We start from the raw sequence: 25,958 nt of genomic DNA, 5'->3' as shown, positions 1-25,958 counted from the left end.
TCATGACCGACCACGTGCTCGTCGAACGGCCGGATGCCTATCCCGGCGTTCAGCTCATCCGGTTCAATCGGCCTGAGAAGAAGAACGCCATCACCCGCCAGATGTACGCCAGGATGACGGAGGCGCTGACCGCTGCCGGAACGGATCCCGCCATTCGCGCGATGGCATTCCTCGGAACGGAAGGGTGCTTCTCGGCCGGCAACGACATGGCCGACTTCCTCGCCTTCGCCATGGGGGGCAGCATGGGGGGCGAGGTTCTGGATTTCCTGCGGGCGCTTGCCGGCGCGACGAAACCGATCGTGTCCGGCGTCGACGGACTGGCGATCGGCATCGGCACGACCATCCACCTCCATTGCGACCTGACGGTCTCCTCCGCCCGCTCGGTGTTCAAGACCCCCTTCGTCGATCTGGCGCTCGTTCCGGAAGCGGCCTCGAGCCTGATCGCTCCGCGCATCATGGGCCATCAGCGCGCCTTTGCCCTGCTTGCAGCCGGCGAGCCGCTTGACGCCGCCGGTGCGCGCGAGGCCGGGCTGATCTGGAAGATCGTGGAAGAGACCGCCGTCGAGGAGGAGACGCTTTCAGCTGCAGCGCGCCTCGCAAAAAAACCGCCGGAAGCGCTGCGCATCGCCCGCGACCTCATTCGCGGCGACCGCAGCGATGTGCTTGCCCGGATCGAGGAGGAGGCGAAGCATTTTGCCGCGCAATTGAAAAGCGCCGAGGCGCGCGCCGCGTTCGAAGCCTTCATGCGCCGGTAGGGCGGTCGCTTCCGGCCATTGCGACGTTCATGGAGCAATTTTAATCGCTTCTTAAATAGCTCCCGCTAGCGTCCAGCCGCAGTAGGTCTCCTTCGGCGCCGCAGGAATTTTGCGGCACGCGAGGCCCCCGGCCGCATGAAGCATTGCCGGCTCCGCCTTTGCGGCATGTCCCATCGTTTTCCCGCCGTCCTTCAAGTCGCTCAGCGGCCGATCCGTCGCGCCCGGGAAAATCATCACGAGCTCATCCCCGGCGGCGATGCCGCCTCTTTCAGGGAGCCCCACCTTGTCCAAACGATCGAATCTCATGACGCGCATTCTCGTTGCCGCGTCCTGCGTCGTCGTCGGCGCCTTTGCAGGCTTTTCCGTCTATATCGACAGTCTCCAGCGCGCCACGACCACGAAAGCAGTGGAGGAGGATATCGCTTCCTCCGGCAACCAGGCGGCGCAGAGCGTCGCCAACTGGCTGAACGGCCGTGTGACGCTGACCGCGATGGCGGCGGACGCTGCCGGCCAGGTGGCTGACGAAGCCGCCATCGGGAGCGTCCTGAAGAACGACGTGCTGACCGGCGAATTCATCTCCACCTATGTCGGCAACGAGAGCGGCCAGTTCATGATCTGGCCGGACTCGAAGATGCCCGACGGTTACGATCCGCGCCAGCGCCCCTGGTATCAGCAGGCGGTGAAGGCCGATGCGCGCGTCCTAACCGAACCCTATGTCGACGCGTCGAGCGGCGACCTGATCATCAGCGCCGCCGTACCGGTGAAGCACGAGGGCAAACTTTACGGTGTGACGGGCAGCGATTTCTCGCTCAAGGCCCTCGTTTCCATGGTCAACGGCATCGACGTCGGCGGCGAAGGCTTTGCGTTCCTCGCCAACAAGGATGGCCAGATCCTGGTTCATCCCAATGCCAAGCTCGTGACGAAGACGCTCGCCGACGCCTTCCCGGTGGATCCGCCGGCGATCGGCACCGGGATCATGCACACCGAGCTCGACGGTAAGCCGATGCTCGTGAGCTTCGTGCCGGTGAAGGGGCTTCCGTCGGTCGAATGGTATGTCGGCTTCGCGCTCGATGCGGATGTCGCCTATTCGGCGATCAGCCAGTTCCGCGTCGCCGCGACGATCGCCACGATCCTGGCGGTCGGCGCGATGATCGCCTTCCTCGCCACGCTTCTGAGCCGCCTCGTCATCCGTCCGGTAACCGACATGACCGGTGCCATGGAGAAGCTCGCAGCCGGCAGTCTCGACGTTACGATCCCGGGAGAGGAGCGGCGCGACCAGATCGGGTCGATGGCGGCGGCCGTCGCCGTTTTCCGTGCCAATGCGGTCGAACGGAAGCGCCTCGAAGACGAGGCCGATTCCAACCGCTCGCTTTCGGAGCGCGAGCGTCTCGAGCGCGAGGCGCAGAAGACCCGCGATGCCGCCGAGGTTCAGCATGCGGTCGATGCGCTGGCGACGGGTCTCGGACGGCTGGCCGACGGCGATCTCGCCTATCGGATCGGCAGTCCCTTTGCCGACCGCCTGGATCGCCTCCGGGAAGACTTCAACAACTCGGTCGCCAAGCTGCACAACACGCTTTGCGCAGTGGGCGCCAATGCCCGCGCGATCGACGCGGGCGCGACGGAGATTCGCTCGGCCGCCGACGACCTCGCACGCCGCACCGAACAGCAGGCGGCATCCGTCGAAGAAACGGCCGCTGCGCTCGAGGAGATCACCACCACCGTCCGCGATTCCGCCCACCGGGCCGAGGAAGTCGGTGCGCTGGTCGCCCGCACCCGTGCCGGTGCGGAGAAGTCCGGCGAGGTGGTGCAGAATGCGGTCGAGGCCATGCACGCCATCGAGAAATCGTCCGGAGAAATCTCGAACATCATCGGCGTCATCGACGACATCGCCTTCCAGACCAATCTCCTGGCGCTCAATGCCGGCGTCGAAGCGGCACGGGCCGGCGAGGCGGGCAAGGGTTTCGCTGTCGTCGCCCAGGAAGTGCGCGAACTCGCCCAACGCTCGGCCAATGCCGCCAAGGAAATCAAGGCGCTGATCACCACCTCGGGCGAGCAGGTGCATTCCGGCGTGACGCTGGTCGGTGATACCGGACGGGCGCTGCAGGCGATCGTCGTCGAGGTGCAGGAGATCAACAAGCATGTAAGCGCGATCGTAACGGCGACGCGCGAGCAGTCGACCGGTCTCCAGGAGATCAACACGGCCGTCAACACGATGGACCAGGGCACCCAGCAGAATGCCGCTATGGTCGAGCAGCAGACGGCTGCCAGTCACGGCCTCGCATCCGAGGCCGCGGCGCTCAACGCGCTGCTCGCCCAGTTTATACTGGGCGAGACGCAAGCGGCCTCTTACCAGGCCACGAGCCGCCGCCGCGCAGCCTGACGGCAATTCCAAGAAAAATGTGCAGCGGTTTCCGTCTGGAATCGTAAAACTAACAAGGCCCGGTTCGTCACCGGGCCTTTTTCACTTTTCGAGCGTCGCTACCGTTTCCACATGGGCCGACCAGAGGAACTGGTCGATCGGCGTCACCCCCGTAATGCGATAACCGGCTGCGGTCAGTATCGAAAGGTCCCTCGCGAGCGTCACCGGATTGCAGGAGACGGCGGCGATCTTCTTCACGCCGGACCGGGCAAGCTCGTGACATTGCGTTTCGGCGCCGGCGCGGGGCGGGTCGAAGACCACGGCGTCGAAGGCTTTCAATTCCTGCGCCATCATCGGCCGGCGGAAAAGATCGCGCTTCTCGGCGGTCACCGGCTTCAGTCCCTGGGTGTTGCGTGCGGCGAAATCCAGCGCCTTCACCGCCCTGTCGTCGCCTTCCACCGCGTGAACGCGTGCCGTTCGTGCAATCCTCAGCGCAAAAGTGCCGATGCCGGCGAAGAGGTCGGCAACGCGCTTCGCCTTGCCGACGTGAGCCAGCACCAGCTTCGCCATGGCGTCCTCGGCGGGCCGCGTCGCCTGGGTAAAGGCGCCGGGCGGCGGCGAAACCGTCACGCCGTCGAAATCGATCGCAGGCTTGAGCGGCTCGACGACGATTTCGCCATTCAAGCTGACGCGCGCGATACCCCGCTCGCCAAGAACGGCATCGACGGCCGAGCGCCGCTGCGGGTCGCTGAGCTTCAGTCCCTCGAAGGCGAGATCGAGGCCGGTATCGGTTTCGAGCACGGTGATACGGAATGGTTCGGCGCTCGACGCCATGGCCGCGGCGATCTTGCGGATGGTCGCCAGCCGCGAGACGATGCCCGGGCTGGTGATGGGACATTCGCCGATCGAAACGATGTGATGGCTCTGCATCTGGTTATAGCCGAGCAGCAGTTCCTTTTCCGTCCGCCGGGCGGTGAAAGCGGCGCGGCGGCGATCGCCGGGCCGTGCGATGATGAGTGCTCCGACTTCCGGCGTCAGCCCTTTCGACCTCAAGGCGTCGATGACGAGATTGCGCTTGAAGGCGTGGTAGAGCGCGTCGGATGCGTGCTGCAGCGTGCAGCCGCCGCACGTCCCGTTGACGCCGTCCGGCCCGAAATGCCGGCATGGCGGCTCCACCCGCTCCGGGGAAGCCTCCTTCAGCGAGATCAGCGTCCCGTTCGCCTTGTTGACCGCGAGCGAGACGGTTTCGCCGGGGAGCGTGAACGGTGCAAAGACGGGCCCGGCTTCCGTCCGAGCGACGCCGTCGCCTTGGGCGCCGAGTCGATCGATGGTCACGGTCCCGGTGCTCATGGCTTGCGCCCCGCCAGAAGAAATTCGCTGTTGCCGTCACCGCCGGCAATGGGCGAGGGGATCAGGCCGAGGCTTCGCCAGCCCATGTCCTCGACAAGCCACCGCTCGAGTTCGGCTGCCACCGCCGGAGCGCTCTCCGGATCCTTCAGCAGCCCGGCCTTGCTGATCGCATCGCGGCCGGCCTCGAACTGCGGCTTGACGAGCAGGATGCAGCAGGCGCCCGGTTCGGCCAGGCCGAGGGCCGGCGGCAGCGCCAGCTTCAGCGAGATGAAGGAGACGTCCGAGACGATGAAAGTGATGGCGCGCTCATCGATGTCGCCGCGCGTCATGGACCGGGCGTTCAAGCCCTCGATATTCGTCACGCGCGGGTCTTCGGCGACGCGCGGATGGATCTGACCGTGGCCGACATCGACGGCGACCACATGCGCGGCGCCGCGCTTCAGCAGCACCTCGGTAAAGCCGCCGGTCGAAGCCCCGACGTCGAGACAGGTCTGCTCCGATGGATCGAGGCCGAAATGATCGAGCGCCGCGACGAGTTTCAGTGCCGCACGCGAAACATAATCCTGCGCCGGATCGTCAATGGTGAGCGTCACGCCTTGCGCGAAGGTCGAAGCCGGCTTGGTCACGGTGCGGCCGTCGACCTTCACGGTTCCCCGCTGGATCGCGTCACGGGCGCGGGCGCGGCTGGCCACCAGGCCCCTGTTCAGGAGCAATTGATCGAGGCGGATCGTCATCTGTGTGTCTTGGGACATGGGCCGTCATCGCGCGTCCCGCCGCGCAATGCAAGCGAACTCTTGGACGGCTCAGCCGGCGGCGCCGAGGCCGACGCCGTGCTTCTGGCCGAGCGCCTTGAAGACGGTGGACACGATGCCGGCACGGTCGAGCCCGGCACGGGCATACATCGCCTCCGGCTTTGCCTGCTCCATCCAGATGTCGGGCATCACCATGGGGCGCACTTTGAGGCCGCCGTCGATGAGGCCTTCTTCCGCCAGGAACTGCAGGACGTGGCTTGCGAAACCGCCGACCGCCCCTTCCTCGATGGTGATCAGAACCTCGTGATGGCGGGCAAGCTGGCGTATCAGATCATGATCGAGCGGCTTGGCGAAGCGGGCGTCGGCGACGGTCGTCGAGAGGCCGGCCGCATCCAGGTCTTCCGCCGCCAGCAGACAGTCGGCGAGCCGTGTGCCGAAGGAAAGCAGCGCCACCTTGTTCCCTTGCTTGACGATCCGGCCCTTGCCGATCGCAAGGATCTCGCCGCGCTCCGGCAGCTCGACGCCGACGCCCTCGCCGCGCGGATAGCGGAACGAGATCGGACCCTCGTCGTAGGCCGCGGCGGTGCGCACCATATGCTTCAGTTCCGCCTCGTCGGCCGCCGCCATGACGACGAAGCCCGGCAGTGTCGCCAGATAGGTCGTGTCGAAGGAGCCGGCATGGGTCGGCCCGTCGGCGCCGACGAAACCGGCGCGGTCGATCGGAAAGCGGACCGGCAGCCCCTGGATGGCCACGTCGTGGACAACCTGGTCATAGGCGCGCTGCAGGAAGGTGGAATAAAGCGCCGCAAAAGGCTTGTATCCCTCCGCCGCAAGGCCGGCCGCGAAGGTCACGGCATGCTGCTCGGCTATGCCGACATCGAAGCAGCGCGAGGGATGCACCGACGCGAACTTGTCGAGGCCCGTCCCGGACGGCATGGCGGCGGTGATCGCGACGATCTTGTCGTCGAGGCTCGCCTCCTGCGTGAGCGCGTCCGCGAAGACGGAGGTATAGGCGGGGGCGTTGGGTTTGGCTTTCGCCTGAGCCCCGGTAATCACGTCGAATTTGTTGACGCCGTGATACTTGTCGGCCGCGGCTTCGGCCGGCGGATAGCCCTTGCCCTTCTGCGTGACCACATGGATCAGGACGGGGCCTTTCGCATTGTCGCGAACGTTGCGCAGGACCGGAAGCAGGTGGTCGAAGGAGTGTCCGTCGATCGGGCCGATATGGTAGAAACCCATCTCCTCGAATAGCGTGCCGCCGGTGACGTAACCCCGGGCATGCTCCACCGCGCGGGTGATCGCCCGGTCGACGGTCTTGCCGAGATAAGCGGTGAGTTTCTTGCCGACCTCGCGAATGCCCATATAGGTCCGCCCGGAGGCGAGTCGCGCCAGATAGGCGCTCATCGCGCCGGTCGGCGGTGCGATCGACATGTCGTTGTCGTTGAGAATGACGATGAGGCGCGCATCGAGCGCGCCGGCATTGTTGAGCGCTTCGAAGGCCATCCCGGCCGACATCGCGCCATCGCCGATCACCGCGATCACATTGCGGCTCTTGCCGTCGAGTTCGGCGGCGACAGCCATGCCGAGACCGGCCGAGATCGAGGTGGAGGAATGTGCTGCGCCGAAGGGGTCGTATTCGCTTTCCGCCCGCCGGGTGAAGCCCGAGAGCCCGTCTTCCTGGCGCAAGGTGCGGATGCGATCACGCCGGCCGGTCAGGATCTTGTGCGGATAGCACTGGTGTCCGACATCGAAGATCAGACGGTCATGCGGCGTGTCGAAGATCTTGTGGATTGCGATCGTCAGTTCGACGACGCCGAGGCCCGCGCCCAGGTGCCCCCCGGTGCGCGACACGGCATCGACCATCTCGGCACGCAATTCGGCCGCCAGCTGCGGCAGGTCCCTGTCGTCGATCTTCTTCAGATCGTCGGGATAGTCGACCTTATCGAGCAGGGGAGTTGCCGGCATCGGGTTGGTTGGCAGTTGTGTCACGCTGCATGCCTCATGCGCGCCGGAGACAGGCGCGCGCATTGTTGATGGGTCGTCGGAACGGCTCTTTATTAGAGGTAATCGCCGTTGAATGCAAAATTAGGCTTTCCTGCGGCTTCAACCAAGTGCGGGATGAGGAAAACCTGCGCGGTTTTCCGCCGCACCGCGATCCAACGCCTGAAAGCGAGCTTGACGGAGATCAGCTTGCGGGCAAGGGTATGAACTCTTCCTCGTCTCCCGGCACGATATCGAAGCGTCCCGTGCGCCATTCTTCCTTTGCCTTGTCGATCCGCTCCTTGGAGGAGGAAACGAAATTCCACCAGATATGCCGCGGCGAGCCGAGCGCTGCCCCGCCGAAGAGCATCACATGACAGCCTGCAGGCCCTGCGGTGATGGTGATTTCGTCGCCGGGACGAAATACGAGGAGCTGATTGTTGTCGAAATGGTCGCCGGCGATGATCGCTTCGCCGGAAAGGATGTAGAGCGCCCGCTCTTCCCAGTTGGCCGCGAAAGGCGCGCTCTTGCCGGGCTCGATCATGAGGTCGACATAGATCGTATCGGTAAAGGTGGAAACGGGCGAAGCCGCCCCTTCGAACTGGCCGATGACGACGCGCGCGCGAACCCCGCCGTCGGCAAGATGCGGCAGCATACGCTCCTCGGTGTGCGCGAAGACCGGATCGATCTCCTCCATGGCGTCGGGCAGCGCCAGCCAGGTCTGCAGTCCTGAAAGCGAGCGTTCGTGCCCGCGCTGGTTTTCCGGCGAGCGCTCCGAATGCACGATGCCGCGCCCGGCGGTCATCAGGTTCACGTCGCCCGGGCGAATGACCATTTCGGTGCCGAGGCTGTCGCGGTGCTTGATCTCGCCGTCGAACAGGTAGGTGACGGTCGAAAGGCCGATATGCGGATGCGGGCGGACGTCGATCGCCTGGCCGGCACGCAGCAGCGCCGGGCCCATCCGGTCGAAGAAGATGAAAGGACCGACGAGCCGGCGTTTCGCGGTCGGCAGCGCCCGCCTGACCTGCAGGCCGCCGATATCGCTGGTGCGCGGGATGATCAGATGCTCGATTGCGTCGCAGGCGGGCTTGTCTCCGGCGAGCGGATCGGGACCGGGAAAGAAGGACATGGCAGGCGCTCCGGTTGGTGGCATTCACTGAAGATTACCCTCAGTGCTTCCGGTTCGGTAGCGGCAATCGGGAGACGGAGCGTTTCCTGTTCCGAGTCCCGCAAGCGGAGAGAGGGACTTTTGCACCGATGCGTGCCGCTTGTCCCTTCGCCCCGCCCGCGGGGAGAAGGTGGCCGGCAGGCCGGATGAGGGGGCGAATCTCGCCTGGAATGAAGGCTACTCCGCGTCGAGCGGCTCGACTCCCTGCGGCCGGCCGGCGCGGTCGAGGCGGATCTTTTCGATACGATCCTCTGCCGCCTTCAACAGGGCCTCGCAGTGCTTCTTCAGGGCCTCGCCGCGCTCGTAGATCTCGATCGATTTGTCGAGTGCGACGTCGCCGCGTTCAAGCGCCGAAACGATACGTTCCAATTCCTCGACGGCCTGCTCGAAGGAGAGGGCGGAAACGTCCGGTTGCGCATTGTTGTTCATGAATTACCCTCTCATCAATCTCAGAATATGCAGGCCGGCCGACTCGGCGAGCCCTTGCAGGTCATAACCGCCTTCGAGCAGGCTGACGATGCGGTTTCCGGCGCTCCTGCCGGCAACGTCTAGGAGGCGACCCGTCGCCCAGTCGAAATCTTCGCCGACGAGATTGATCTGGGCCAATGGATCGCGGTGGTGGGCGTCGAAGCCGGCGGAAATCAGAAGGAAATCGGGCCGGAAATTTTCAAGCGCGGGCAGCACGCGCGATCGGAAGGCATCGCGGAAATGCTCGCTGCCGCTGTTGGGCGAAATCGGCGCATTGACGACATTGTTCCTGACGCCCGTCTCGTCCTTGGCACCGGTGCCGGGATAGAGCGGTATCTGATGCGTGGAGCAGAAGAGCACCGACGGGTCGTCCCAGAAAATGTCCTGTGTGCCGTTGCCGTGGTGGACGTCCCAGTCGACGATGGCAACACGTTCCGCACCATGCGCCGTCTGCGCGTAGCGCGCGGCGATCGCTACATTGTTGAAAAAGCAGAAGCCCATGGCCCTGTTTTTCTCGGCGTGGTGGCCGGGCGGGCGGGCTGCCACGAAGGCATTGTCCGCTTCGCCGGCGAAGACCGCGTCGACGGCCGCCACAGCACCGCCGATACCGGTCAACGCGGCCTCGAGGCTTTGCGGGCTTGCATAGGTATCGGACTCGATCTGGTTGATGTCCTCGTCCGGAATGTCCCGCTTGATCCCCAGCAGGTGCTCTTCGGTGTGGGCGAGCAACACCAGATTTTCGTCACCCTTCGATGCCTCGAGCCGCTCGAGATCCGCGAAATTCGGATGCTCCAACGCAAGATTCAAGGCCTTCAGCCGATCCGGCCGCTCGGGGTGCCCTTCCGGGACCTCGTGCTTCAGGAAGACCGGGTTTTCGTAGAGATGCGTGGTCATCCGGCGAAACTAGTGCGCATGCCTGTCAAAATCCATGGTGGGCGACGCGAAACTGCCGATTTTCAACAGCGCGGATCGAGCAGGATCTTGCCGTCGCGACGCGGGTCGGCCTGATGCGCAAGGGCGTCGGCAAGCCGGCTCAAGGGGTAGGTGGCGGCAATAGGGCTGGCAAAGAGGCCGCTCTGCAGCCCGGCGAAGCTGCGCAGGAAAGCGGCTTCGAGTGCCTCCCGGCCGGCGGAATGCACCCAGGTTCTCAGCCAAAGAAAGGCGAAGCGTATGTCCGGCCGGCCGCTGATCGCCGTCTGCGGCACGGGTGCGCCGCTGAGCGCTCCATACTGGATGAAGGTCCCGCCGGGGCGGATGGACCGCCCGATCAGTTCGCCCGCCAGCGTGCCGCCGACGGCGTCCAGCACCGCATCGAATTGGCTGCCCATAAGGCCGTCGCCGCTGTCGGCCACCAGGATCCGGTGTGTCTCGCCGAGACGGCCGCGGCTTCTGTCGCTGCGAAGCATGGCCGTCGGCACCGCGCCTTCGAGCGCAAGCAGCTTCATCAGCATGCCGCCGATGGCCGAGCCCGCCGCGGTCACGCCGACATCCATGCCCTCGAGCGATCCGAAATGCTCCCGCAGCGCTTCGGCAAGCGTCAACGCCGTTAGCGGATTGACATAGCTCATCGCTGCCTGTGCGTCCTCGATCCCGCCTGGCACGTGAAAGCACCACTCGGCCGGACGGAGGAGGAATTGCTGCCAAAGCCCGCTCGCGCCGATCGGGACGACCCGGTCTCCGGCCTTGAAACCTTGCACGTCCGGCCCGACGCGCCTGACGATGCCGACGCCCTCGAAGCCGGGGACGAAAGGCAGGGCGGTGCGCGCGCTATAGGCGCCCGTAACGGGGATCAGGTCCGAAGGATTGATTGCCGCGAGCGATATCTCGACCTCGACTTCGCCCGTGCCTGGGGCAGGGCGGGGTGCGTCGACGAGCTCGATGACTTGTCCGGGGTCGCCAAACTGTCTAACGAGTGTGGAGCGCATCGGGGAGCCTCGCATGGACGGCACAGAGCGGGAAAATGTCACGGAAATTCGCATTCCGTTCCGCGATATAGACATGCACGGCCATATGCACAATGCGGCCTATTATGCGCATGCGGAGGCCGCACTTGCCAATCTCTGGCGGCACCGGCCGGCAATCGCGGAAGAACCGGCCTATCTCGTCCGCCGCTCCGCCTGCATCTTCCATCGCGGTCTGCGCTTCGACGAGCCCGCGCGCTTTACGGTCACCGTCGCGAAGATCGGCGGCAGCTCGATAGGTTTTGCCGTGCGCGTCGAGACCGGCGACAAGCTTGCTGCCGAGGTCGAGATCGTCTGGGTGGCCGTCGACCGTGCCCGCCATCAACCGGTACAGCTGCCAGGCCCCACCCGGGAATGGCTCGCCGGCTATGCCGCCTGATCCGGTCTGCAGCTGCTGAAGTGGGCGGCGATCCCCATGCCGCCGCCGATGCCCATCATGGCCAGCCCCTCGGCCGGGGATGAAGCCGCCAACATCTGCGAAAACAGCCGGACGACGAGAATGGCGCCGGAAGCGCCATAGGGGTGGCCGAGCGCGATCGCGCCGCCGTCGCGATTGACGCGTTCGGGTGCGATATCGAGCTGGTCGAGGCTCCCGAGAACCTGCGAGGCAAAGGCCTCGTTGAATTCGATGAAATCGACGCGGGCCACATCGAGCGCGGGATTGCGCGCGCGAAGCTTCGCCATGGCGGGGACGGGGCCGAGGCCGAGCAGCTTCGGTTCGACGCCGGCCGTCGCAGCATCGGTGAAAGCGAGGCCGAAGCGCGCACCGAGCTTCCGCGCCTCCGCGAGGTTCGTCATCAGTACCATCGCCGCGCCGTCATTGACCGGGCAGGCATTTCCGGCGGTGACGGTGCCGCCGGCAACGAAAACCGGCCTCAGTCGCGAGAGCGTCTCGGCAGAGGCGTTTGCGCGAGGACATTCGTCCCTCGCGATCGGCCCCTCTGGTGTCGGCACGGGCACGATCTCGCGCGAGAACCGGCCCTCCGCTTCGGCCGCAACGGCGCGTCGGTGGCTTTCGAGCGCAAAACGATCCTGCCGCTCACGCGAGATGCCGCAGGCAGTCGCGACGTTCTCCGCCGCAACGCCCATATCCGGATCGCCGATCGAGTCGGGAGCCATCCGCGCGCGCTTGACCGGCTGAGGCTCTTCGCCGCGCGTGAGCGGGGGCCGAAGGCGGATATGGGCGCGACTGGCGCTCTCGGTGCCCCCGGCAAGGTAGAAGCGCCCCGCGCCGGCCTGGATCTGCCGGGCCGCAAGGACAATCGCCTCCAGCCCCGAACCGCATTGACGGTCGACGGTGACGCCCGGAATTGCGACGGGCAATCCTGCCTCGAGCGCGGCCAGGCGCGCGAGATTGCCGGCACTGTTGGCGGCATTACCGACGAGCACGTCGTCGATCTCTGCCCGGTCGATGCCCGTATCCGCAATGATCCTTTCGATCAGCAAGGCGGCAAGGCGTGCCGGTTCGACCGCAGCAAGGCTGCCGTTGACGCGGCCGACCGGCGTCCGCAGCGCGGCGATAACGACCGGGGTGCGAGCGGGGTCAGACGAGGCGTTCAAGGGCGCTGTTCTCCGTCGCAATCCATTGGCGAAGCTCCCCGGCCGCGACCTTGCCGGAGGCGGTCATGGGCATCTTCCGGCAGAGCCATATCCTGCGCGGGCGCTTGTAGCGCGGCAGGTCGGCGGCAAGATGACGTTCGAGTGCCGCATGATCGAATCCGTCGCCGGGCTCGATCACCGCCGCAAGCTCGCTGCCGAGATCCGGATGATGGAGACCGAAGACGAAGGCCGCGTTCACGCCGCCGGCTCCCTGGATCACGGTCTCCACCTCCGATGGATAGATGTTGTTTCCGCCCGAGACCACCATTCCGCCCGCCCGGCCGATGAGATGCAGCGTACCGTCTTCGTCAAGGAAACCGAGGTCGCCGACCGTCGCGAGCTTTCCTTGCCGGCGGAATCCCGCTCCGTCGCCGCCCGCGATGTAACCGTCGGATATCAGTTCGCTTTCGACGAAGATCGTGCCCGTCTCTCCTGCAGGAAGGCGCTCGCCTCTCTCGTCCCGGATCTCCAGGCGAACGCCCGGAAAGGCCTTTCCGACTGCGGTCGGCGTGTGCCTGTCCTTCGCCCGGGAGACGCTGATGAAACCGAGTTCCGAGGCGCCGTAATATTCCGTGACTTGAGCCTCCGGAAAAGCGCGTCTCGCCGCATCCCGATCCGCCGTCGTGAGCTTGGCTCCGGCAACGGTAATCTGTCCGACTGATGTCAACGGCGAACCGGCCGCGCGCTCGCATAGCCGCCGCAGCATCGTCGGCACCAGCACCAGCCGTTTCGCCCCGGTGGCCGCAATCGTGGCCAAAACCTGATCCGCCTCGAAGTGCCGGGCGCCGACGAATTCGGCTCCGGCCGTCAAGGTTTCCGCAAGCGCGTAGAGCGTCAGGCCGTGCGCCAGCGGTCCCGGCGCGTAAGTCGTTGTCTCCGGCCCGAGCCCGAAAAAGCCCTGGCCGGTCTTGAGACTCACCCGCCAGGACCGGCGGTTGCGGATGATCGCCTTCGGTTCACCGGTCGTGCCCGAGGTGAAGACCACGAGAAAGGGTTCGCCGCCGTCGCCGGCGGGGATTGCAGGCGGAGCATCGGAGGCGCCTTGCAGCAGACGGCTTTGTCCTGCCGATGGCACATCGATGCGCAAGAGATCGCCTTCGGCGCGGATGACGACCTCCGGCCGCAGCCGTTCTTTCATTCGCCGGCGTACGATCTCCGGCAAATGCGGGTCGATCAGAGCGGCACAATGGCCGGCCGCGGTCGCAGCGATGAAAGCCGCAGGAAAAAGTGGATGGTTGCCGGTTTCGAGCGCAACCAGCCGCACGGGCCCGGAAAGGATGCTTCTCTCCGTCGCCTCTGCTGCCGATCGTTGAACGGCCGGGAGAATGCGCTTGGCTCCCGCGGCAAGCTCGCCAAAGGTGAAAACCCGGCCTTCCATGCGGAAGGCCGGGGAATGCGGGCGTTCGCTCGCATGGAGCGCGACTGCCTCTGCGAGCGGCACTGCGTCAGACGCGCGCCGGCAGCAGCGGGTAGCCGGCGTAGACGGCCCGGGCGGCGAGCGTCGCGATCGCGGCTTTCAACAGGTCGCCCGGAATGAAGACGAGCGAGCCGGTTGCGGCGGCCGCGAGAGGCGTGCCGGTGACGGCCGAAAGCCACGGAACGCCGATCCCATAGAGCACGACGATGCCGCCGAGGACCGAGGCGAGGAAGAAGCCGGCAAACTGGCGCGCTTCGGAAGTCGCAGGCTTGACGAAGCGCTCGGCGATCAGGCCGGTGACGAAGGCGGCAACTGCCCAGCCGAAGATGAACCCGCCGGAAGGACCGGCGAGGACGGCCAGCCCGCCGCGGCCGCCCGAGAGCACCGGCAGTCCGATGGCGACGAGCAGGACGAGGAGGAGGAAGGCGAGCGCGCCGCGCTTCGCGCCGATGATGCAGCCGGCGAGCATCACGCCCATCGACTGCGCCGTGATCGGAACGGGAATGAAGCCGAGCGTGATCGGCGGTACGAGGCCGAGCACGACGATGATGGCAGTGAAAAGCGCGACGAGGACGAGATCTCTGGTATTCATATAGTCCTACCTCTTATTAGAAAGCGCGAATTTATTGACGGCGAAATCCCCTCGCGTCAATGGCGGCCGCGATCGTGTCCGCATCTTTCAGCGTCAGGATGATCAGCGGGCCGATGATGGTCAACGGCCGGACCGGCAGCCCGCGTGCCCGATGCGCTTCGGCGAGTGCCTGATACCGGGTGAAGATATCGGGCACGAACCGCAACACGAGGCCAAGCGCCAGGCCGACATCTGCCGCCCTCAGGAGACCGAGGCGCTCCAGCGGCTTCAGAATGATCGTTATCTCGTCCATGAAAGCGCCGATCGTCGTGGTCGCCGTGACCGCAGCGGCGAAGAGCACGAGAGCCATCAGCCGCAAGACGAGCGCTGCGACCTGCGGCACGGGAACGAGGAACAGATTGACCGCGGCAAGGATCAGTATGGTGAAGAAAACGAAACCGACGCGCGACAGCGCTTCGCGCGGTCTCAGCCCGAGCGAGAGATAAAGCCAGCCGCTGAGGAGAAAGGCAGGTAGCAGCAGGAAGGGTGAGTCCGTCGCAAAGAGCGCGATGCTCAAGACGGCGAGCGCGACGAGCTTGGCGCGCACCGGCACGCGGTGAAACCAGCTTGCTCCCTCGACATAGAGGCTCGTCAGCATCCGGCGACCTCGTGATAGCGCCGGATGGTTTCGTCCGGCGCTCCATCGGCAAGGAGGCGGCCCTCGTGAAAGAGCAGGACCCGTTCGGCGCTCTCGGCAAGCGCCAGATCATGGGTGATGACGATCGTGTCTTCGTCGAGCGTGTCGATCGTCTCGGCGACCATCCGGCGGTTTCTGAGGTCGAGCTGATTGGTCGGCTCGTCGAGGATCAGGATTTTCGGCCCGGTGACGATGACGCTCGCCATGGCGACGAGCTGCGTTTCGCCTCCGGAAAGCTCATGCACCCGCCTTCGTGCGAGATGGCTGACGCCGAAGCGTGCAAGGACCGCCTCGGTCCGCGACGAGATCTCATGCGCCGGCAGCCCGCGATTCTTGAGCCCGAAGGCGATATCGTCGATGACGATCGGCATGATCAGCTGGTGCTGCGGATTTTGAAAGATGAAGCCGGCCTCAGTGAGCACCGCCCTGTCGTCCTCGACCGTGTCGAGGCCGTTGACCTTGACCCGTCCGGTCGTCGGCTTGACGAGCCCGTTGATCAGCCGTGCGAATGTGGTCTTTCCGGAGCCATTGAGACCGATGACGCCGACCCGCCGCTCATCGAGGGCCAGGCTCAAAGGATGAAGCGCGACCCGTTCGCCGAAGCTGACCGAGCAATCGGTAAAGCGGATTTCCAAGCCGTCGGTCCTCGCGATGTTTTGCGTGATCGCTCTATAGGACAAGTCGATCGTAAAGGGCAATGTAGCGCGGACTATACATCTATTGCCGTCTGACGTTTGAAACTTGGGAATAAAAGCCTACTCTCTGTTCATGACGATTCGCCTTTCCAATCGCGATGCCCGGCGCATCTTTCTCGCCAAGCAGGGGCTCTCGGCCGCGCCGCATCGCGCGCTCGGCAAGGACGGCTTGCTGCAATTGATTCACGACATCGGCTTCGTGCAGGTCGACAGCATAGCGACCGTCGAGCGGGCCCATCATCAGATTCTCTTTTCCCGCAATCAGACCTATCGCCGCGAGCATCTGGCCGAGCTCCTGGAAAAGGACGGCGAACTCTTCGAACATTGGACCCACGACGCTTCGATCATACCGAGCACCTTCTTCATTTATTGGAAGCATCGCTTCAAATGGGAGAGCGAAACGCTCCGCGAGCGCTGGCGCAAGTGGCGCGGAGAAGACTTCGATGCGGGCTGCGAGGAGACCTATGCGAGGATCGCGAACAATGGCGCCGTCATGGCGCGCCACCTCAAGGAGGACGGCCACGAATCCGGCGGCTGGTGGAACTGGCACCCGTCGAAGACGGCTCTCGAGGTGCTCTGGCGCCAGGGCAAGCTTGCGATCGCCCGGCGCGAGAATTTCCAGAAGGTCTATGATTTGACGGAACGCGTCATTCCCGCCCGCCATTACGACGGTGAGGTCGCGCATGAGGAGTTCATCGACTGGGCCTGCCGCAGCGCGCTCGAGCGGCTGGGCTTCGCCACCCACGGCGAGATCGCAGCCTTCTGGGATCTCGTGTCGCCGGACGAGGCGAAGGACTGGGTCGCCGCCCATCGCGACGAACTGTGCGAGATCGTCATCGAGCCTGCCAATGGCGGCAAGCCGCGCCCGTCCTTTGCCTTCGCCGGCTTTCCCGACGGGCTCGGCGACATTCCCGACCCGCCCGCCCGCGTCCGGGTGCTGAGCCCCTTCGACCCGCTGCTGCGCGACCGGAACCGGGCCGAACGGCTTTTCGACTTCTTCTACCGCATCGAGGTTTTCGTACCGGAGCCGAAGCGGGAATATGGCTATTATGTCTTCCCTCTGCTCGAAGGCGACCGGATGATCGGCCGCATCGACATGAAAGCCGATCGCAAGCGCGGAAGCCTCGACGTTCGGCGCCTCTGGCTGGAACGTGGCGTCAAACCCTCTTCGGGCCGGATGGAAAAACTCATGGCCGAACTCGACCGCATCGCCCGCTTTGCCGGCGTCGAGGAGGTCAAATTGCTCGAGGGCTGGAACGCTGCCCTTTCCTGACCGATTTTTCGTGCTTTTGTTTTTTCTTGGCTTGCGGGCCGGCGCTCCCTAAATGGAGCCAGTAAGTTTCACGACCCAATCCTTCACGGCAGGGAGCAGAACCATGGACACCAACCTGATGAGCCTCTTCGATGCGGACGAGGCGACGGTCCGCAAGGTTCTCTCCGAAACGCTTGCCGGCGCCGATGACGGCGAGCTCTTCCTCGAACATGCGCAGGCGGAGGTGCTTTCCTTCGACAACGGCCGCCTGAAGGGCGGCAGTTTCAACACAGACCAGGGCTTCGGCCTGCGCGCCGTCGCCGGCGAAGCCGTGGGCTACGCCCATGCCGGCGAACTGTCGCTTGCGGCCCTGAAGAGGGCGGCGGATGCCGTGGAGCAGGTGACCCGAGGCTATTCCGGCTCCTACGCGGCAGCCCCGCAGCGCACCAACAAGAAGCTTTACGGCGACGAGAACCCGATCGGCGAGCCGAGTTTCGAGACCAAGGTCAAGCTGCTTCAGGAGATCGACGCCTATCTGCGCGCCAAGGAGCCGAAGGTCCGCCAGGTGACCGCGACGGTCGCGGCGAGCTGGCAGGTCGTGGATATTCTGAGAGCCGACGGGCACCGCGTCCACGATGTCCGGCCGATGACGCGGATCAATATCTCCGTCGTGGTCGGCGAGGGCGACCGTCAGGAAAGCGGCTCCTTCGGTATCGGCGGACGGCGCGGCTTCGGCGATTTCATAACCGAGGAAAACTGGAAAAGCGGAGCGGACGAGGCTCTGCGGCAAGCGCTCGTCAATCTCGAGGCGATCGATGCGCCGGCCGGCACCATGGACGTCGTGCTTGCCTCCGGCTGGCCGGGCGTCATGCTGCATGAAGCCGTCGGCCACGGCCTGGAAGGCGACTTCAACCGCAAGAAGACCTCCGCTTTCGCCGGGCTGCTCGGCGAGCAGGTCGCTGCGAAGGGCGTCACGGTCGTCGACGACGGCACGATCGAAGCCCGGCGGGGCTCCATCTCGATCGACGACGAGGGAACGCCTTCCGGCTACAATGTCCTGATCGAGGACGGCAAGCTCGTCGGATATATGCAGGACCGGCAGAACGCCCGCCTAATGGGCATGGAACCGACCGGCAACGGCCGCCGCCAGGGCTACGCCCACGTGCCGATGCCGCGCATGACCAACACCTACATGCTTGCCGGGGACCGCACGCCCGATGAAATCATCTCGTCGGTGAAGAGGGGCATCTATGCCGTCTCCTTCGGTGGCGGCCAGGTCGATATCACCTCAGGCAAATTCGTCTTCGGCTGCACCGAGGCCTATCTGATCGAGAACGGCAAGGTCGGAGCGCCCGTCAAGGGCGCGATGCTGATCGGCAACGGTCCGGATGCGATGAAGCGGGTGACGATGGTCGGAAACGATACGAAGCTCGACACCGGCATCGGCAATTGCGGCAAGGCCGGCCAATGGGTCCCGGTCGGCGTCGGCCAGCCGCACCTGCGCATGGATCAGATCACCGTCGGCGGCACGCAAGCCTGACAACGTTCCCTCATCTCTGTGCTTGTCACAGAGATCCAGCAGCGCCGCGTCTGCGGCGCGGAAGAGTTTTTCAGCCCAAGGACTTGGTCTGGCTGGATTCCTGTGACGAGCACAGGAATGAGGAGCGGAGGAGTTGCGGACTCACCCCCCATCAGGAAGCAAGACGCAGTCATAGGACCGCTTTTTCAGGATGCTGCAGGCGGTCGCGGCCGCCTCGCGACTGGCGAAGCCTGCGAAACCTATGCGATAGGCTCCGCCCGAGCCTGCGGTCTCGGTGTGGGGGGCGGCGCCGAGAAGGGCTGCGCCGCCGGCCGATTGCGCTTCGACGAGCATCTTGCGCGCACCTTCCGCCGTCGGTGCGGTGGAAATCTGAATGCGCCAACCGCCGGCCGGTGGTGCCGTACTCGCGGCCGCCACCGGGGTTGGCCGATCCGCCGGGACGATACCGGCCAACGGCGCTGCGGCGACAGGTTCGACCGCGGGCTGGGTACCCACATAAGACAAGGAAACGCCGGGCAAGCTTGCCACGTCGGCCAGGCGGGGTGCGCTTGCTGCTGCGATCATCGGGCGGCCGGGCGAGGAGACCCTGCCCAGGTGCTGGTCGAGGAGCGCCGCCATCTTCTCATCACGGCTTCGCGCGCTCCGCCCGCCGAGCACCACGCCGATGAGGCGTCGGTTGCGGTCGTTCACCGCGCTTACGAGATTGTAGCCGGAGGCTCGCGTGTAGCCGGTCTTGATACCGTCCATCCCCTGGTATCGATACATCAGATTGTTGTGGCCTCGGATCACACGACCGCGGAAGGCGAAACTCTGGACCGAGAACAGGCGGTACTCGCGTGGATAGTGTCGCATGAGTGCCACGGCCAGCCGCGCCATGTCGCGGGCCGTGGTCACCTGTTCGCTTGCCGGCAGACCCGAAGCGTTGACGAAGAATGTGCGGTTCATGCCGAGCTGGCGTGCCTTTGCGTTCATCATTCTCGCGAAGCCTTCCTCGGAACCGCCAAGCCGCTCGGCCATCGCTGCCGCCGCGTCGTTGGCCGAACGGACGATCATGCCGTAGACAGCCTCTTCGACGGTGATCGTTCCTCCGGCCTTGACGCCGAGCTTCGTCGGCGGCTTGCGTGCAGCGGTCGCGGACACGGGCACAGGCGTTTTCCAGGCGATCTGGCCGCGGTGAAGCGCTTCGAAGGTCATGTAGAGCGTCATCATCTTGGTGAGAGACGCGGGATGGTGGAGCGTGTCGGGGTTTTCGGCAGAGAGAACCCGGCCCGTCCGAGCGTCGACGACAAGCGAGGCGTTGCCTGCCATTGCCTGAACGGCACCGAAGAAAAGCACGGCGATCGTCGCCATAGCCAATCGAAAGCTCGTCATCGAACCCCCCTCATAGAGATGTGCGGCCGATATCGACGCGGTACGCTGTTTTGACAGGCTCAAGGCGTAGTTGCAACCTCGCCGCCCAGACGCGGCCCGGTCTTTCGCATCGCCCGGCCGATTCAGCAAGGCTTAACCCCGCAGACGTTACCGTCCGGGCCGCAGTGCCTGTCCAAGCTCGACATGACGATTTGAGAAGACGGAAGAAGATGAAACACGGCTTCGCGGGTCTGGTCCGCTACCATGCCAAGCGCACCGCTATCACCGGCGGGCTCGAGGCTGCGCATCTGCTTGCGCGGGCGCGGCTGATGGGCGCGGCTCGCGGGCGCGGGGCGATCTTCACCCTGCATCATGTTCGCCCGAAGGTTCCGCGAGCTTTCGATCCCAACGCCCACCTGGAAATCACACCGGCATTCCTCGAAGAGGCGATCGTGACATTGAAGCGGGACGGCTATCGCCTCGTCCCGCTGGATGACCTGCCCGCCTGCCTTGCTTCCGCCGATAACTGGCCCTTCGCCTGCTTCACTCTCGATGACGGCTACCGCAATAATCTCGATCACGCCCTGCCGGTCTTCGAGCGCCACGGCGTGCCCTTCACCGTTTTCGTCACGGCCGGTTATCTCGACCGCAGCCATACGCTCTGGTGGGAAACGATCGCCGATCTCCTGTCCGTCTGCGGCAGGTTTCGTTTCGATTTCGGCGCAGGTGAGGAAGCAGTAGCGAGCGACAACCTTGCGCAGAAGCAGGCCGCCTTCGATCGGATCGCCGCCTATGTCCATGGCAGCGATGAGGCCCATGCGCTCGCGACACTGAATAAGGCCGCGCACGAGCACGGCATCGACCCGCTGGCCATCACCGAGCGTCTGACGCTCGACGAGGAGGGTCTCCGGAGCCTGATCCGAAGTCCGCTTGCGAGCCTCGGCGGGCACACGATCAGCCATCGCGCACTCGCGCGGCTTGGCGACGACGAGGCGCGCCGCGAAATTTCAGCCTCCGCCGAACGCGTCAGGACGATCACCGGTCGCCGGCCCTCGAGCTTCGCCTATCCCTATGGTGACAGGCTCGCGGTTTCGCCCCGCGATCATTTGCTGGCGGCGGAACTCGGATTTGCCGTGGCGGTGACGACGCAGCCCGGCATGCTGTCCGAGGCTGCAAATCCTCATGCGCTGCCGCGGATTTCGCTCAACGGCCATTTCCAGGCCGCGCGCTATGTGACCGCACTCGGTTCCGGCATCCCGTTCCGGCTCCTTGCCCGCCGGGCAGGTTGACTCGCGGTGGCAGCGTCTTTTCGTCAGGGGTACATCCGCACTTTCGTCCAGCCGCCATCCGGCGTTTCGCGGCGGAACTCGACACGGTCGTGCAGCCGGAAGGGGCGGTCGTGCCAGAATTCGATCGACAGCGGACGGATGCGGAATCCGGACCAGTAGTCCGGACGTGGAATCTCGCCGATCGCATGCCGAGCCGTGTACTCGGCGACGGCCTTCTCCAGCGCAAAGCGGCTTTCGAGCGGCCGTGACTGCTTCGATGCCCAGGCGCCGATGCGGCTGCCGCGGGGCCGGCTCATGAAATATTCGTCGGCTTCCTCGTCGGAGACGATTTCGACCGGACCGCGCAGACGCACCTGGCGGCGCAGCGATTTCCAGTGGAAACACAGGGCCGCCTTGCGGGTCGCGAGCATTTCCCGGCCTTTCTGACTCTCGAAATTCGTGTACAAGACGAAGCCGCGTTCGTCGAACCCCTTGAGCAGGACCATGCGCACATTGGGCATGCCATCCGGGTCGACGGTCGCAAGGGCGACGGCGTTCGGATCGTTCACCTCGTTCTTTTCGGCTTCCTTCAGCCATGTGCCAAAAAGGGAAAAGGGCTCGCTTGCTTCCGTGAAGTCACCGGTTATTAACTCGTTCGCGGTCATATTGTTTTCCAATGCCGTGTGTCTGGCGCGGGAACGCTTCGGGATGAGCCCGAGTGGTGTTTCCGCATCGTAATAATGTCAGAGCCTGCCTGCGGACTTCCTCGGGACGTGGTGCGCTCTGGCGAGTCTGACAGGATTGCCGTGCAAGACATAGCAAAGCGGAACGATGGCAAGAAGGGTCTTTCCTTCGCATTGCTGCGCAGCGCGGCAATTTGCGTGACGATTCTCGCTCTGCCGGGGTGCATGGGCGCGGGCCTCGACGTCTTCGGGGGATCGGGCGTCGATCGTTCGGTCTCGACCGGAACCGTGCCGGTGGCGAAGACATCCGACGGCCTTTCCGATGCCATAGCCGTGCGCGACCTCGTTACCTCTGCCGACATCAGTCAGGGCCACGACAGCACCATCCCCTGGGCCAATGCGAATTCCGGCAGCGCCGGCGTCATCAGCAGCATCCAGGAAGACCATGCCTCGGGCATGCGTTGCCGCCGCTTCACGACGACCCGGCACTCCTTCGAGGGCATTGCCAAGTTCGATGGCAACACCTGCCAGCTCGGCAACGGGGAATGGTACCTGACGAGCTTCGGCCCGCGGAGCTGAAATCGCAGGTTAACCATATTGCCGCAAAGCGGCCGGCGAAGCGTCCCGGACGATGCTTTCGGCAGCGCGTCCCCGCCTCCGACTAACCGATAGTTAGCAACTTCGCCCGATCATCTCTCGTGGACGGAGAAGGTTTTCCCAGACCCTCTTCGATCGTCGTGAGGTGTCAGGCGGGCATCCGGGGAAGGACCGCCGAGTAAAGAAAATGATAGCAGCCATGCGCGATCCCTATGCAATTCTTGGTGTGCGTCGCACCGCCGGGCAAGAGGAAATCAAGGCGGCCTGGCGCTCCGTAGCCAGAGCGGTCCACCCCGATCACAACCAGGACGATCCCACCGCCAACGAGCGCTTCGCGGAAGCGGGCAGGGCCTATGAGCTGCTTCGCGACCCGGTGCGCAGAAGCCGCTACGACTGGGCGCGGCGCGAGGCGGAGCTTCGTCGCATGGAGGCGATGAAGGAGAAGATGCGAGGCGCGGAGGTGCCGGACGAGCCTGTCGGCGCCGAAACGGCCGAGGAAGCGATTTCGCGCATATTCGGCGTCGAGCCGCAGGCCACTTCCGCGAGGCCGAAGTCTTCCGCGCGTCCCGCCGAAAGGGAACGTGCGCCGGTGGAAGCCAAAACCGAGCCTGCCGCCGAAGCAAAACAAGAGCAGCCGAAAGCCGACGCGCTTGCCCGTCGCTCGATCATGCCGGCGGCGGATCTGGTCGCGGCGATCGTCCAGCGTATTCGCGGACGCATCGCGAAAACGGCCGAGAAGGTGCCCGATCTTGCCGTCGACGTTCACGCCAGCGTCGAAGACGTGATCAATCTCGCGCGCGTGCCGGTGGAGCTTCCGGATGGAGAGCTGCTGAAGGTCCCCATCCCGGCCGGCGCGACGGACGGCCAGGCGATCCGCCTGAAGGAGCAGGGCTACCGTGTTGCCGGGATGGCGCGCGGCGACGTGGTGGCAACCCTGCGCCTCAGTCAGGACGGCCCGTTCCGGACCCGCGGTCTCGACATCGTCACCACATTGCCGATCGATCTTCAGAACGCGGTTCTCGGCTGCGAAACGACGATCGAGGCACCGAACGGACCGCTCACGGTGGCCGTACCGGCGTGGTCGGGCTCCGACAAGGAGATCCGCATCGCCGGCAAGGGCTTGCGCGGCGCCGACGGGGAAAGCGGCGACCTGATCGTCGAATTGCGGGTGGTGCTGCATGAAAAACCGGACGACAAGGTGACGGACCTCATGCGATCCCAACGTGACGGCCTCTTTTTATGAAGCTTTTCTGACAAGCTGAACCAATATTACGGGGACTAACAGTTCCTGATCCGCCTCCTGCTTGAACCGCTGTGGCGCCTATGCCATAGGCAATGCTCGACAATTTGCCGCACCCGCTGCAGGAGGCGCGGCATCCTGGCATTTGTGAAATTTTGCCACCGGCAGCAGCTGGTGGAGGCAGACAGTATTGGGGACATTCCATGGCTCAGGCATCGGGTCTGATGAATGGCAAGCGCGGCGTCATCATGGGCGTCGCAAACAATCGCTCGATTGCGTGGGGCATCGCGAAGGCCTTGGCCGAGGCAGGGGCTGAAATCGCGCTGACATGGCAGGGCGATGCTTTGAAAAAGCGCGTCGAGCCGCTGGCGCAGGAGCTTGGTGCCTTCATGGCCGGCCATTGCGATGTGACCGACCTCGCCACGATCGATGCCGTATTCTCGGCCCTCGAAGAGAAGTGGGGCAAGATCGATTTCGTTGTGCACGCGATCGCCTTTTCCGACAAGGACGAATTGACGGGGCGCTACCTGGATACGAGCCGCGACAACTTCGCGCGTACGATGGACATTTCGGTCTATTCCTTCACGGCGGTCGCCGCACGTGCGGATCGCGTCATGAACGACGGCGGCTCGATACTGACGCTCACCTATTACGGCGCCGAGAAGGTTATGCCGCACTATAACGTCATGGGTGTCGCCAAGGCGGCCCTCGAGGCAAGCGTTCGCTATCTGGCGGTCGACCTCGGCAACCGCGGCATCCGCGTCAACGCGATCTCCGCCGGTCCCATCAAGACGCTTGCTGCGTCCGGCATCGGTGATTTCCGCTACATCCTGAAGTGGAACGAATACAACGCCCCGCTGAAGCGCACCGTCTCGATCGAGGAGGTCGGCAATTCTGCCCTCTACCTGCTTTCCGATCTGTCGAGCGGCGTCACCGGCGAAGTCCATCACGTCGATTCCGGCTACCACACGGTCGGCATGAAGGCCGTTGACGCGCCGGACATCAGCGTTCTGAAGGATTGACAGCCTTTGCTCGACAGCCGCCATGCGTCCTTCGGCCGCATGGCGGCTGTAACACTTTGAACTGCTGCATGTTCTATCTTCAAACCGGCTGCGGTTTGCGGAATGTGCGGTAGGGATCGCGGCGGCTCGCCCGGAGTGGACATTGTGCTCATCTACATGGTTCGCCATGGACAAACGGACTGGAATGCGGAGAGCCGCCTTCAGGGTCAGAAGGACATCCCCCTCAACGAGACCGGGCGGCAGCAGGCGACCGGGAACGGCGTCGCGTTGAGCAGGATCATCGGGAGCGGCGCGGCCGACTTCGATTTCGTCAGCAGCCCGCTCGGCCGTACGCGCGAAACCATGGAGCGTCTTCGGCGGGCGATGGATCTCGATCCCTTGGCCTACCGCACCGACGAGCGTCTGAAGGAAGTGTCCTTCGGCGACTGGGAAGGCTACACGCTTCCCGAACTGAAGCGGCTCGTGCCCGAGCGGATCGCGGAGAGGCGCGTCGCGAAATGGGATTTCATTCCGCCCGGTCCTGACGCCGAGAGCTACGAAATCCTGTCCTGGCGTGTCGGTGCCTGGCTCAGGAGCGTGACGCGGCCTACGGTCTGCGTCAGCCATGGCGGCGTTATCAGGGCATTGTTCAAGCTGCTTGGGGAGATGGATGCCGATGAGGCGGCGGCCGCTGCGATACCGCAGGACCGCCTGCTGAAAATCGTGGATGGCTCGATAGGCTGGCTCTGACGCCGCAAACCTACTGAAGGATCTCCAGGTCGTTGATGACGCGCTTGCCGTCGACTTCGGTGTAGAAGACAAGCACCTTGACGCCGGCCTCCAGCCCCTCGAAGTTGAATTCCTCTGGCGCCTGGTAGCTCTTGCCGTCATCGAGGGAGAGGCTCAGCCGGTCGGTATCGACGCTGGTGATCACGGCTTCGACGTCGGCACTCTCGGCAAGCGCGGAGAGCGGCGAAAGCAGGCTTGCGGTGGCCATGAGCGTGGCAATGACAAATCGCATCCTTCTTGCCCTCTTCAATGATTCTGCGAATTTTGTTGTCCTCACGCTTTGATCCCCGATTGTGGCAAAAGTAGCCCTATGTTGTTGCTTTTTCGATGCAGTTGCCCGCCGCATGGGAGGGTGAAGGCCGGTTCAGAGAATTACAACCCGATGATTCCGTGAAAGCGGCGGAGCGGCTCTGCGGCAGCCGCTCTCGCCGGGTTCTCCACGGGAATTTCACGGCATCTTCCTTAA

General features: G+C 64.6%; 26 protein-coding genes. 10 read left to right on the top strand and 16 right to left on the bottom strand.

The genetic code is table 11. The features are described 5' to 3' along the window. Positions 1 to 2: 2 nt before the first annotated feature. Entirely contained in the window at positions 3 to 755 is a 753-nt protein-coding gene (locus JOH52_RS01565) for a crotonase/enoyl-CoA hydratase family protein (RefSeq protein ID WP_010968885.1), read from the top strand. A 51-nt stretch (positions 756 to 806) separates the two neighbouring features. Here the strand turns inward: JOH52_RS01565 and JOH52_RS01560 are convergent, their stop codons facing one another. Next, positions 807 to 1,046: a hypothetical protein gene (locus tag JOH52_RS01560; RefSeq protein WP_017265910.1), complete on the bottom strand. Its 240-nt coding sequence runs from the start codon at positions 1,044 to 1,046 to the stop codon at positions 807 to 809. Between JOH52_RS01560 and mcpU the strand changes: the two genes are divergently transcribed. Next, entirely contained in the window at positions 1,039 to 3,135 is a 2,097-nt protein-coding gene (gene mcpU / locus JOH52_RS01555) for a methyl-accepting chemotaxis protein McpU (protein WP_014529091.1), read from the top strand. The genes JOH52_RS01560 and mcpU overlap by 8 nt on opposite strands. Positions 3,136 to 3,216: 81 nt before the next feature. Here mcpU and JOH52_RS01550 read toward each other — a convergent pair whose 3' ends face one another. From JOH52_RS01550 to JOH52_RS01520, 7 genes are all read right to left on the bottom strand, one after another. Continuing rightward, on the bottom strand, positions 3,217 to 4,464 hold the full coding sequence (locus tag JOH52_RS01550; protein ID WP_010968887.1) for a class I SAM-dependent RNA methyltransferase: 1,248 nt from the start codon (positions 4,462 to 4,464) through the stop codon (positions 3,217 to 3,219). Further along, complete coding sequence (locus JOH52_RS01545; RefSeq protein ID WP_010968888.1) at positions 4,461 to 5,216, bottom strand: TlyA family RNA methyltransferase; 756 nt, start codon at positions 5,214 to 5,216, stop codon at positions 4,461 to 4,463. Before JOH52_RS01545 ends, JOH52_RS01550 begins: the two co-directional genes overlap by 4 nt. A gap of 51 nt (positions 5,217 to 5,267) precedes the next feature. Next, a complete protein-coding gene (gene dxs, locus JOH52_RS01540; protein WP_033044606.1) occupies positions 5,268 to 7,181 on the bottom strand; it encodes a 1-deoxy-D-xylulose-5-phosphate synthase in 1,914 nt (637 codons plus the stop codon). A 220-nt stretch (positions 7,182 to 7,401) separates the two neighbouring features. After that, positions 7,402 to 8,325, bottom strand: a complete 924-nt coding sequence (locus tag JOH52_RS01535) for a pirin family protein (RefSeq protein ID WP_003535807.1) — start codon at positions 8,323 to 8,325, stop codon at positions 7,402 to 7,404. A 216-nt stretch (positions 8,326 to 8,541) separates the two neighbouring features. Continuing rightward, entirely contained in the window at positions 8,542 to 8,793 is a 252-nt protein-coding gene (locus tag JOH52_RS01530; RefSeq protein WP_003535810.1) for an exodeoxyribonuclease VII small subunit, read from the bottom strand. Between the two features lie 3 nt (positions 8,794 to 8,796). Next, a complete protein-coding gene (locus tag JOH52_RS01525; protein ID WP_010968890.1) occupies positions 8,797 to 9,726 on the bottom strand; it encodes a histone deacetylase family protein in 930 nt (309 codons plus the stop codon). Between the two features lie 62 nt (positions 9,727 to 9,788). Then, complete coding sequence (locus tag JOH52_RS01520; RefSeq protein ID WP_010968891.1) at positions 9,789 to 10,757, bottom strand: zinc-dependent alcohol dehydrogenase family protein; 969 nt, start codon at positions 10,755 to 10,757, stop codon at positions 9,789 to 9,791. Between the two features lie 13 nt (positions 10,758 to 10,770). On the opposite strand from JOH52_RS01520, the gene JOH52_RS01515 reads away from it, so the two are divergent. Further along, on the top strand, positions 10,771 to 11,172 hold the full coding sequence (locus JOH52_RS01515; protein WP_010968892.1) for an acyl-CoA thioesterase: 402 nt from the start codon (positions 10,771 to 10,773) through the stop codon (positions 11,170 to 11,172). Here the strand turns inward: JOH52_RS01515 and JOH52_RS01510 are convergent. Genes JOH52_RS01510 through JOH52_RS01490 form a run of 5 tightly spaced genes read right to left on the bottom strand, consistent with a single transcriptional unit; the run spans position 11,160 to position 15,712 of the window. Further along, entirely contained in the window at positions 11,160 to 12,353 is a 1,194-nt protein-coding gene (locus tag JOH52_RS01510; RefSeq protein ID WP_014526637.1) for a thiolase family protein, read from the bottom strand. The genes JOH52_RS01515 and JOH52_RS01510 overlap by 13 nt on opposite strands. After that, complete coding sequence (locus tag JOH52_RS01505) at positions 12,337 to 13,833, bottom strand: class I adenylate-forming enzyme family protein (protein WP_013844107.1); 1,497 nt, start codon at positions 13,831 to 13,833, stop codon at positions 12,337 to 12,339. Before JOH52_RS01505 ends, JOH52_RS01510 begins: the two co-directional genes overlap by 17 nt. A 4-nt stretch (positions 13,834 to 13,837) precedes the next feature. After that, on the bottom strand, positions 13,838 to 14,401 hold the full coding sequence (locus JOH52_RS01500; RefSeq protein ID WP_010968895.1) for a biotin transporter BioY: 564 nt from the start codon (positions 14,399 to 14,401) through the stop codon (positions 13,838 to 13,840). Positions 14,402 to 14,432: 31 nt separating this feature from the next. Further along, positions 14,433 to 15,038 (bottom strand): CbiQ family ECF transporter T component, encoded by a 606-nt coding sequence (locus JOH52_RS01495; RefSeq protein ID WP_010968896.1) that lies wholly within the window; start codon positions 15,036 to 15,038, stop codon positions 14,433 to 14,435. After that, positions 15,032 to 15,712: an energy-coupling factor ABC transporter ATP-binding protein gene (locus JOH52_RS01490; RefSeq protein WP_010968897.1), complete on the bottom strand. Its 681-nt coding sequence runs from the start codon at positions 15,710 to 15,712 to the stop codon at positions 15,032 to 15,034. The genes JOH52_RS01495 and JOH52_RS01490 overlap by 7 nt, the downstream gene beginning before the upstream one ends. A 133-nt stretch (positions 15,713 to 15,845) precedes the next feature. On the opposite strand from JOH52_RS01490, the gene JOH52_RS01485 reads away from it, so the two are divergent. Both JOH52_RS01485 and tldD read left to right on the top strand, forming a co-directional pair. Then, on the top strand, positions 15,846 to 17,045 hold the full coding sequence (locus JOH52_RS01485; protein WP_010968898.1) for a winged helix-turn-helix domain-containing protein: 1,200 nt from the start codon (positions 15,846 to 15,848) through the stop codon (positions 17,043 to 17,045). Positions 17,046 to 17,148: 103 nt separating this feature from the next. Continuing rightward, positions 17,149 to 18,564 (top strand): metalloprotease TldD, encoded by a 1,416-nt coding sequence (gene tldD / locus JOH52_RS01480; protein WP_013844108.1) that lies wholly within the window; start codon positions 17,149 to 17,151, stop codon positions 18,562 to 18,564. 141 nt (positions 18,565 to 18,705) lie between these two features. On the opposite strand, the gene JOH52_RS01475 is transcribed toward tldD, so the two are convergent. After that, positions 18,706 to 19,935, bottom strand: coding sequence for a D-alanyl-D-alanine carboxypeptidase (locus JOH52_RS01475; protein ID WP_010968900.1), 1,230 nt, complete (start codon positions 19,933 to 19,935; stop codon positions 18,706 to 18,708). A 209-nt stretch (positions 19,936 to 20,144) separates the two neighbouring features. Here JOH52_RS01475 and JOH52_RS01470 point away from each other — a divergent pair, with 209 nt between their 5' ends. Then, on the top strand, positions 20,145 to 21,203 hold the full coding sequence (locus JOH52_RS01470; protein WP_014529095.1) for a polysaccharide deacetylase family protein: 1,059 nt from the start codon (positions 20,145 to 20,147) through the stop codon (positions 21,201 to 21,203). Positions 21,204 to 21,226: 23 nt separating this feature from the next. On the opposite strand, the gene pdxH is transcribed toward JOH52_RS01470, so the two are convergent. Beyond that, entirely contained in the window at positions 21,227 to 21,847 is a 621-nt protein-coding gene (gene pdxH, locus JOH52_RS01465; protein WP_013844109.1) for a pyridoxamine 5'-phosphate oxidase, read from the bottom strand. A gap of 141 nt (positions 21,848 to 21,988) precedes the next feature. Between pdxH and JOH52_RS01460 the strand changes: the two genes are divergently transcribed. The 4 genes from JOH52_RS01460 (at position 21,989) to JOH52_RS01445 (ending at position 25,453) form a co-directional block, all read left to right on the top strand. Then, positions 21,989 to 22,444: an RT0821/Lpp0805 family surface protein gene (locus JOH52_RS01460; RefSeq protein WP_003532349.1), complete on the top strand. Its 456-nt coding sequence runs from the start codon at positions 21,989 to 21,991 to the stop codon at positions 22,442 to 22,444. A 205-nt stretch (positions 22,445 to 22,649) separates the two neighbouring features. Beyond that, positions 22,650 to 23,705, top strand: coding sequence for a DnaJ C-terminal domain-containing protein (locus JOH52_RS01455; protein ID WP_010968903.1), 1,056 nt, complete (start codon positions 22,650 to 22,652; stop codon positions 23,703 to 23,705). Between the two features lie 200 nt (positions 23,706 to 23,905). Next, a complete protein-coding gene (fabI, locus tag JOH52_RS01450) occupies positions 23,906 to 24,724 on the top strand; it encodes an enoyl-ACP reductase FabI (RefSeq protein WP_003532347.1) in 819 nt (272 codons plus the stop codon). 144 nt (positions 24,725 to 24,868) lie between these two features. Continuing rightward, a complete protein-coding gene (locus tag JOH52_RS01445) occupies positions 24,869 to 25,453 on the top strand; it encodes a histidine phosphatase family protein (protein ID WP_003532346.1) in 585 nt (194 codons plus the stop codon). A 10-nt stretch (positions 25,454 to 25,463) separates the two neighbouring features. Here the strand turns inward: JOH52_RS01445 and JOH52_RS01440 are convergent, their stop codons facing one another. Continuing rightward, the gene (locus JOH52_RS01440; protein WP_003532345.1) at positions 25,464 to 25,724 is read right to left on the bottom strand and encodes a DUF1344 domain-containing protein; all 261 of its coding nucleotides are present in this window, start codon (positions 25,722 to 25,724) and stop codon (positions 25,464 to 25,466) included. Between the last annotated feature and the right edge of the window lie 234 nt (positions 25,725 to 25,958).

The sequence above is a fragment of the Sinorhizobium meliloti genome (genome assembly GCF_017876815.1).
GTDB lineage: Bacteria > Pseudomonadota > Alphaproteobacteria > Rhizobiales > Rhizobiaceae > Sinorhizobium > Sinorhizobium meliloti.
This window is presented reverse-complemented; position numbering and strand designations above follow the sequence as displayed.

What these genes read in the sequence shown, in the direction of transcription:
- JOH52_RS01565 (WP_010968885.1), top strand. Translation starts at nt 3, where the DNA reads ATGACCGACCACGTGCTCGTCGAACGGCCGGATGCCTATCCCGGCGTT.
- JOH52_RS01550 (WP_010968887.1), bottom strand. Translation starts at nt 4,464, where the DNA reads ATGAGCACCGGGACCGTGACCATCGATCGACTCGGCGCCCAAGGCGAC.
- JOH52_RS01545 (WP_010968888.1), bottom strand. Translation starts at nt 5,216, where the DNA reads ATGTCCCAAGACACACAGATGACGATCCGCCTCGATCAATTGCTCCTG.
- dxs (WP_033044606.1), bottom strand. Translation starts at nt 7,181, where the DNA reads ATGCCGGCAACTCCCCTGCTCGATAAGGTCGACTATCCCGACGATCTG.
- JOH52_RS01535 (WP_003535807.1), bottom strand. Translation starts at nt 8,325, where the DNA reads ATGTCCTTCTTTCCCGGTCCCGATCCGCTCGCCGGAGACAAGCCCGCC.
- JOH52_RS01530 (WP_003535810.1), bottom strand. Translation starts at nt 8,793, where the DNA reads ATGAACAACAATGCGCAACCGGACGTTTCCGCCCTCTCCTTCGAGCAG.
- JOH52_RS01525 (WP_010968890.1), bottom strand. Translation starts at nt 9,726, where the DNA reads ATGACCACGCATCTCTACGAAAACCCGGTCTTCCTGAAGCACGAGGTC.
- JOH52_RS01520 (WP_010968891.1), bottom strand. Translation starts at nt 10,757, where the DNA reads ATGCGCTCCACACTCGTTAGACAGTTTGGCGACCCCGGACAAGTCATC.
- JOH52_RS01515 (WP_010968892.1), top strand. Translation starts at nt 10,771, where the DNA reads ATGGACGGCACAGAGCGGGAAAATGTCACGGAAATTCGCATTCCGTTC.
- JOH52_RS01500 (WP_010968895.1), bottom strand. Translation starts at nt 14,401, where the DNA reads ATGAATACCAGAGATCTCGTCCTCGTCGCGCTTTTCACTGCCATCATC.
- JOH52_RS01495 (WP_010968896.1), bottom strand. Translation starts at nt 15,038, where the DNA reads ATGCTGACGAGCCTCTATGTCGAGGGAGCAAGCTGGTTTCACCGCGTG.
- JOH52_RS01485 (WP_010968898.1), top strand. Translation starts at nt 15,846, where the DNA reads ATGACGATTCGCCTTTCCAATCGCGATGCCCGGCGCATCTTTCTCGCC.
- tldD (WP_013844108.1), top strand. Translation starts at nt 17,149, where the DNA reads ATGGACACCAACCTGATGAGCCTCTTCGATGCGGACGAGGCGACGGTC.
- JOH52_RS01475 (WP_010968900.1), bottom strand. Translation starts at nt 19,935, where the DNA reads ATGACGAGCTTTCGATTGGCTATGGCGACGATCGCCGTGCTTTTCTTC.
- JOH52_RS01470 (WP_014529095.1), top strand. Translation starts at nt 20,145, where the DNA reads ATGAAACACGGCTTCGCGGGTCTGGTCCGCTACCATGCCAAGCGCACC.
- pdxH (WP_013844109.1), bottom strand. Translation starts at nt 21,847, where the DNA reads ATGACCGCGAACGAGTTAATAACCGGTGACTTCACGGAAGCAAGCGAG.
- JOH52_RS01455 (WP_010968903.1), top strand. Translation starts at nt 22,650, where the DNA reads ATGATAGCAGCCATGCGCGATCCCTATGCAATTCTTGGTGTGCGTCGC.
- fabI (WP_003532347.1), top strand. Translation starts at nt 23,906, where the DNA reads ATGGCTCAGGCATCGGGTCTGATGAATGGCAAGCGCGGCGTCATCATG.
- JOH52_RS01440 (WP_003532345.1), bottom strand. Translation starts at nt 25,724, where the DNA reads ATGCGATTTGTCATTGCCACGCTCATGGCCACCGCAAGCCTGCTTTCG.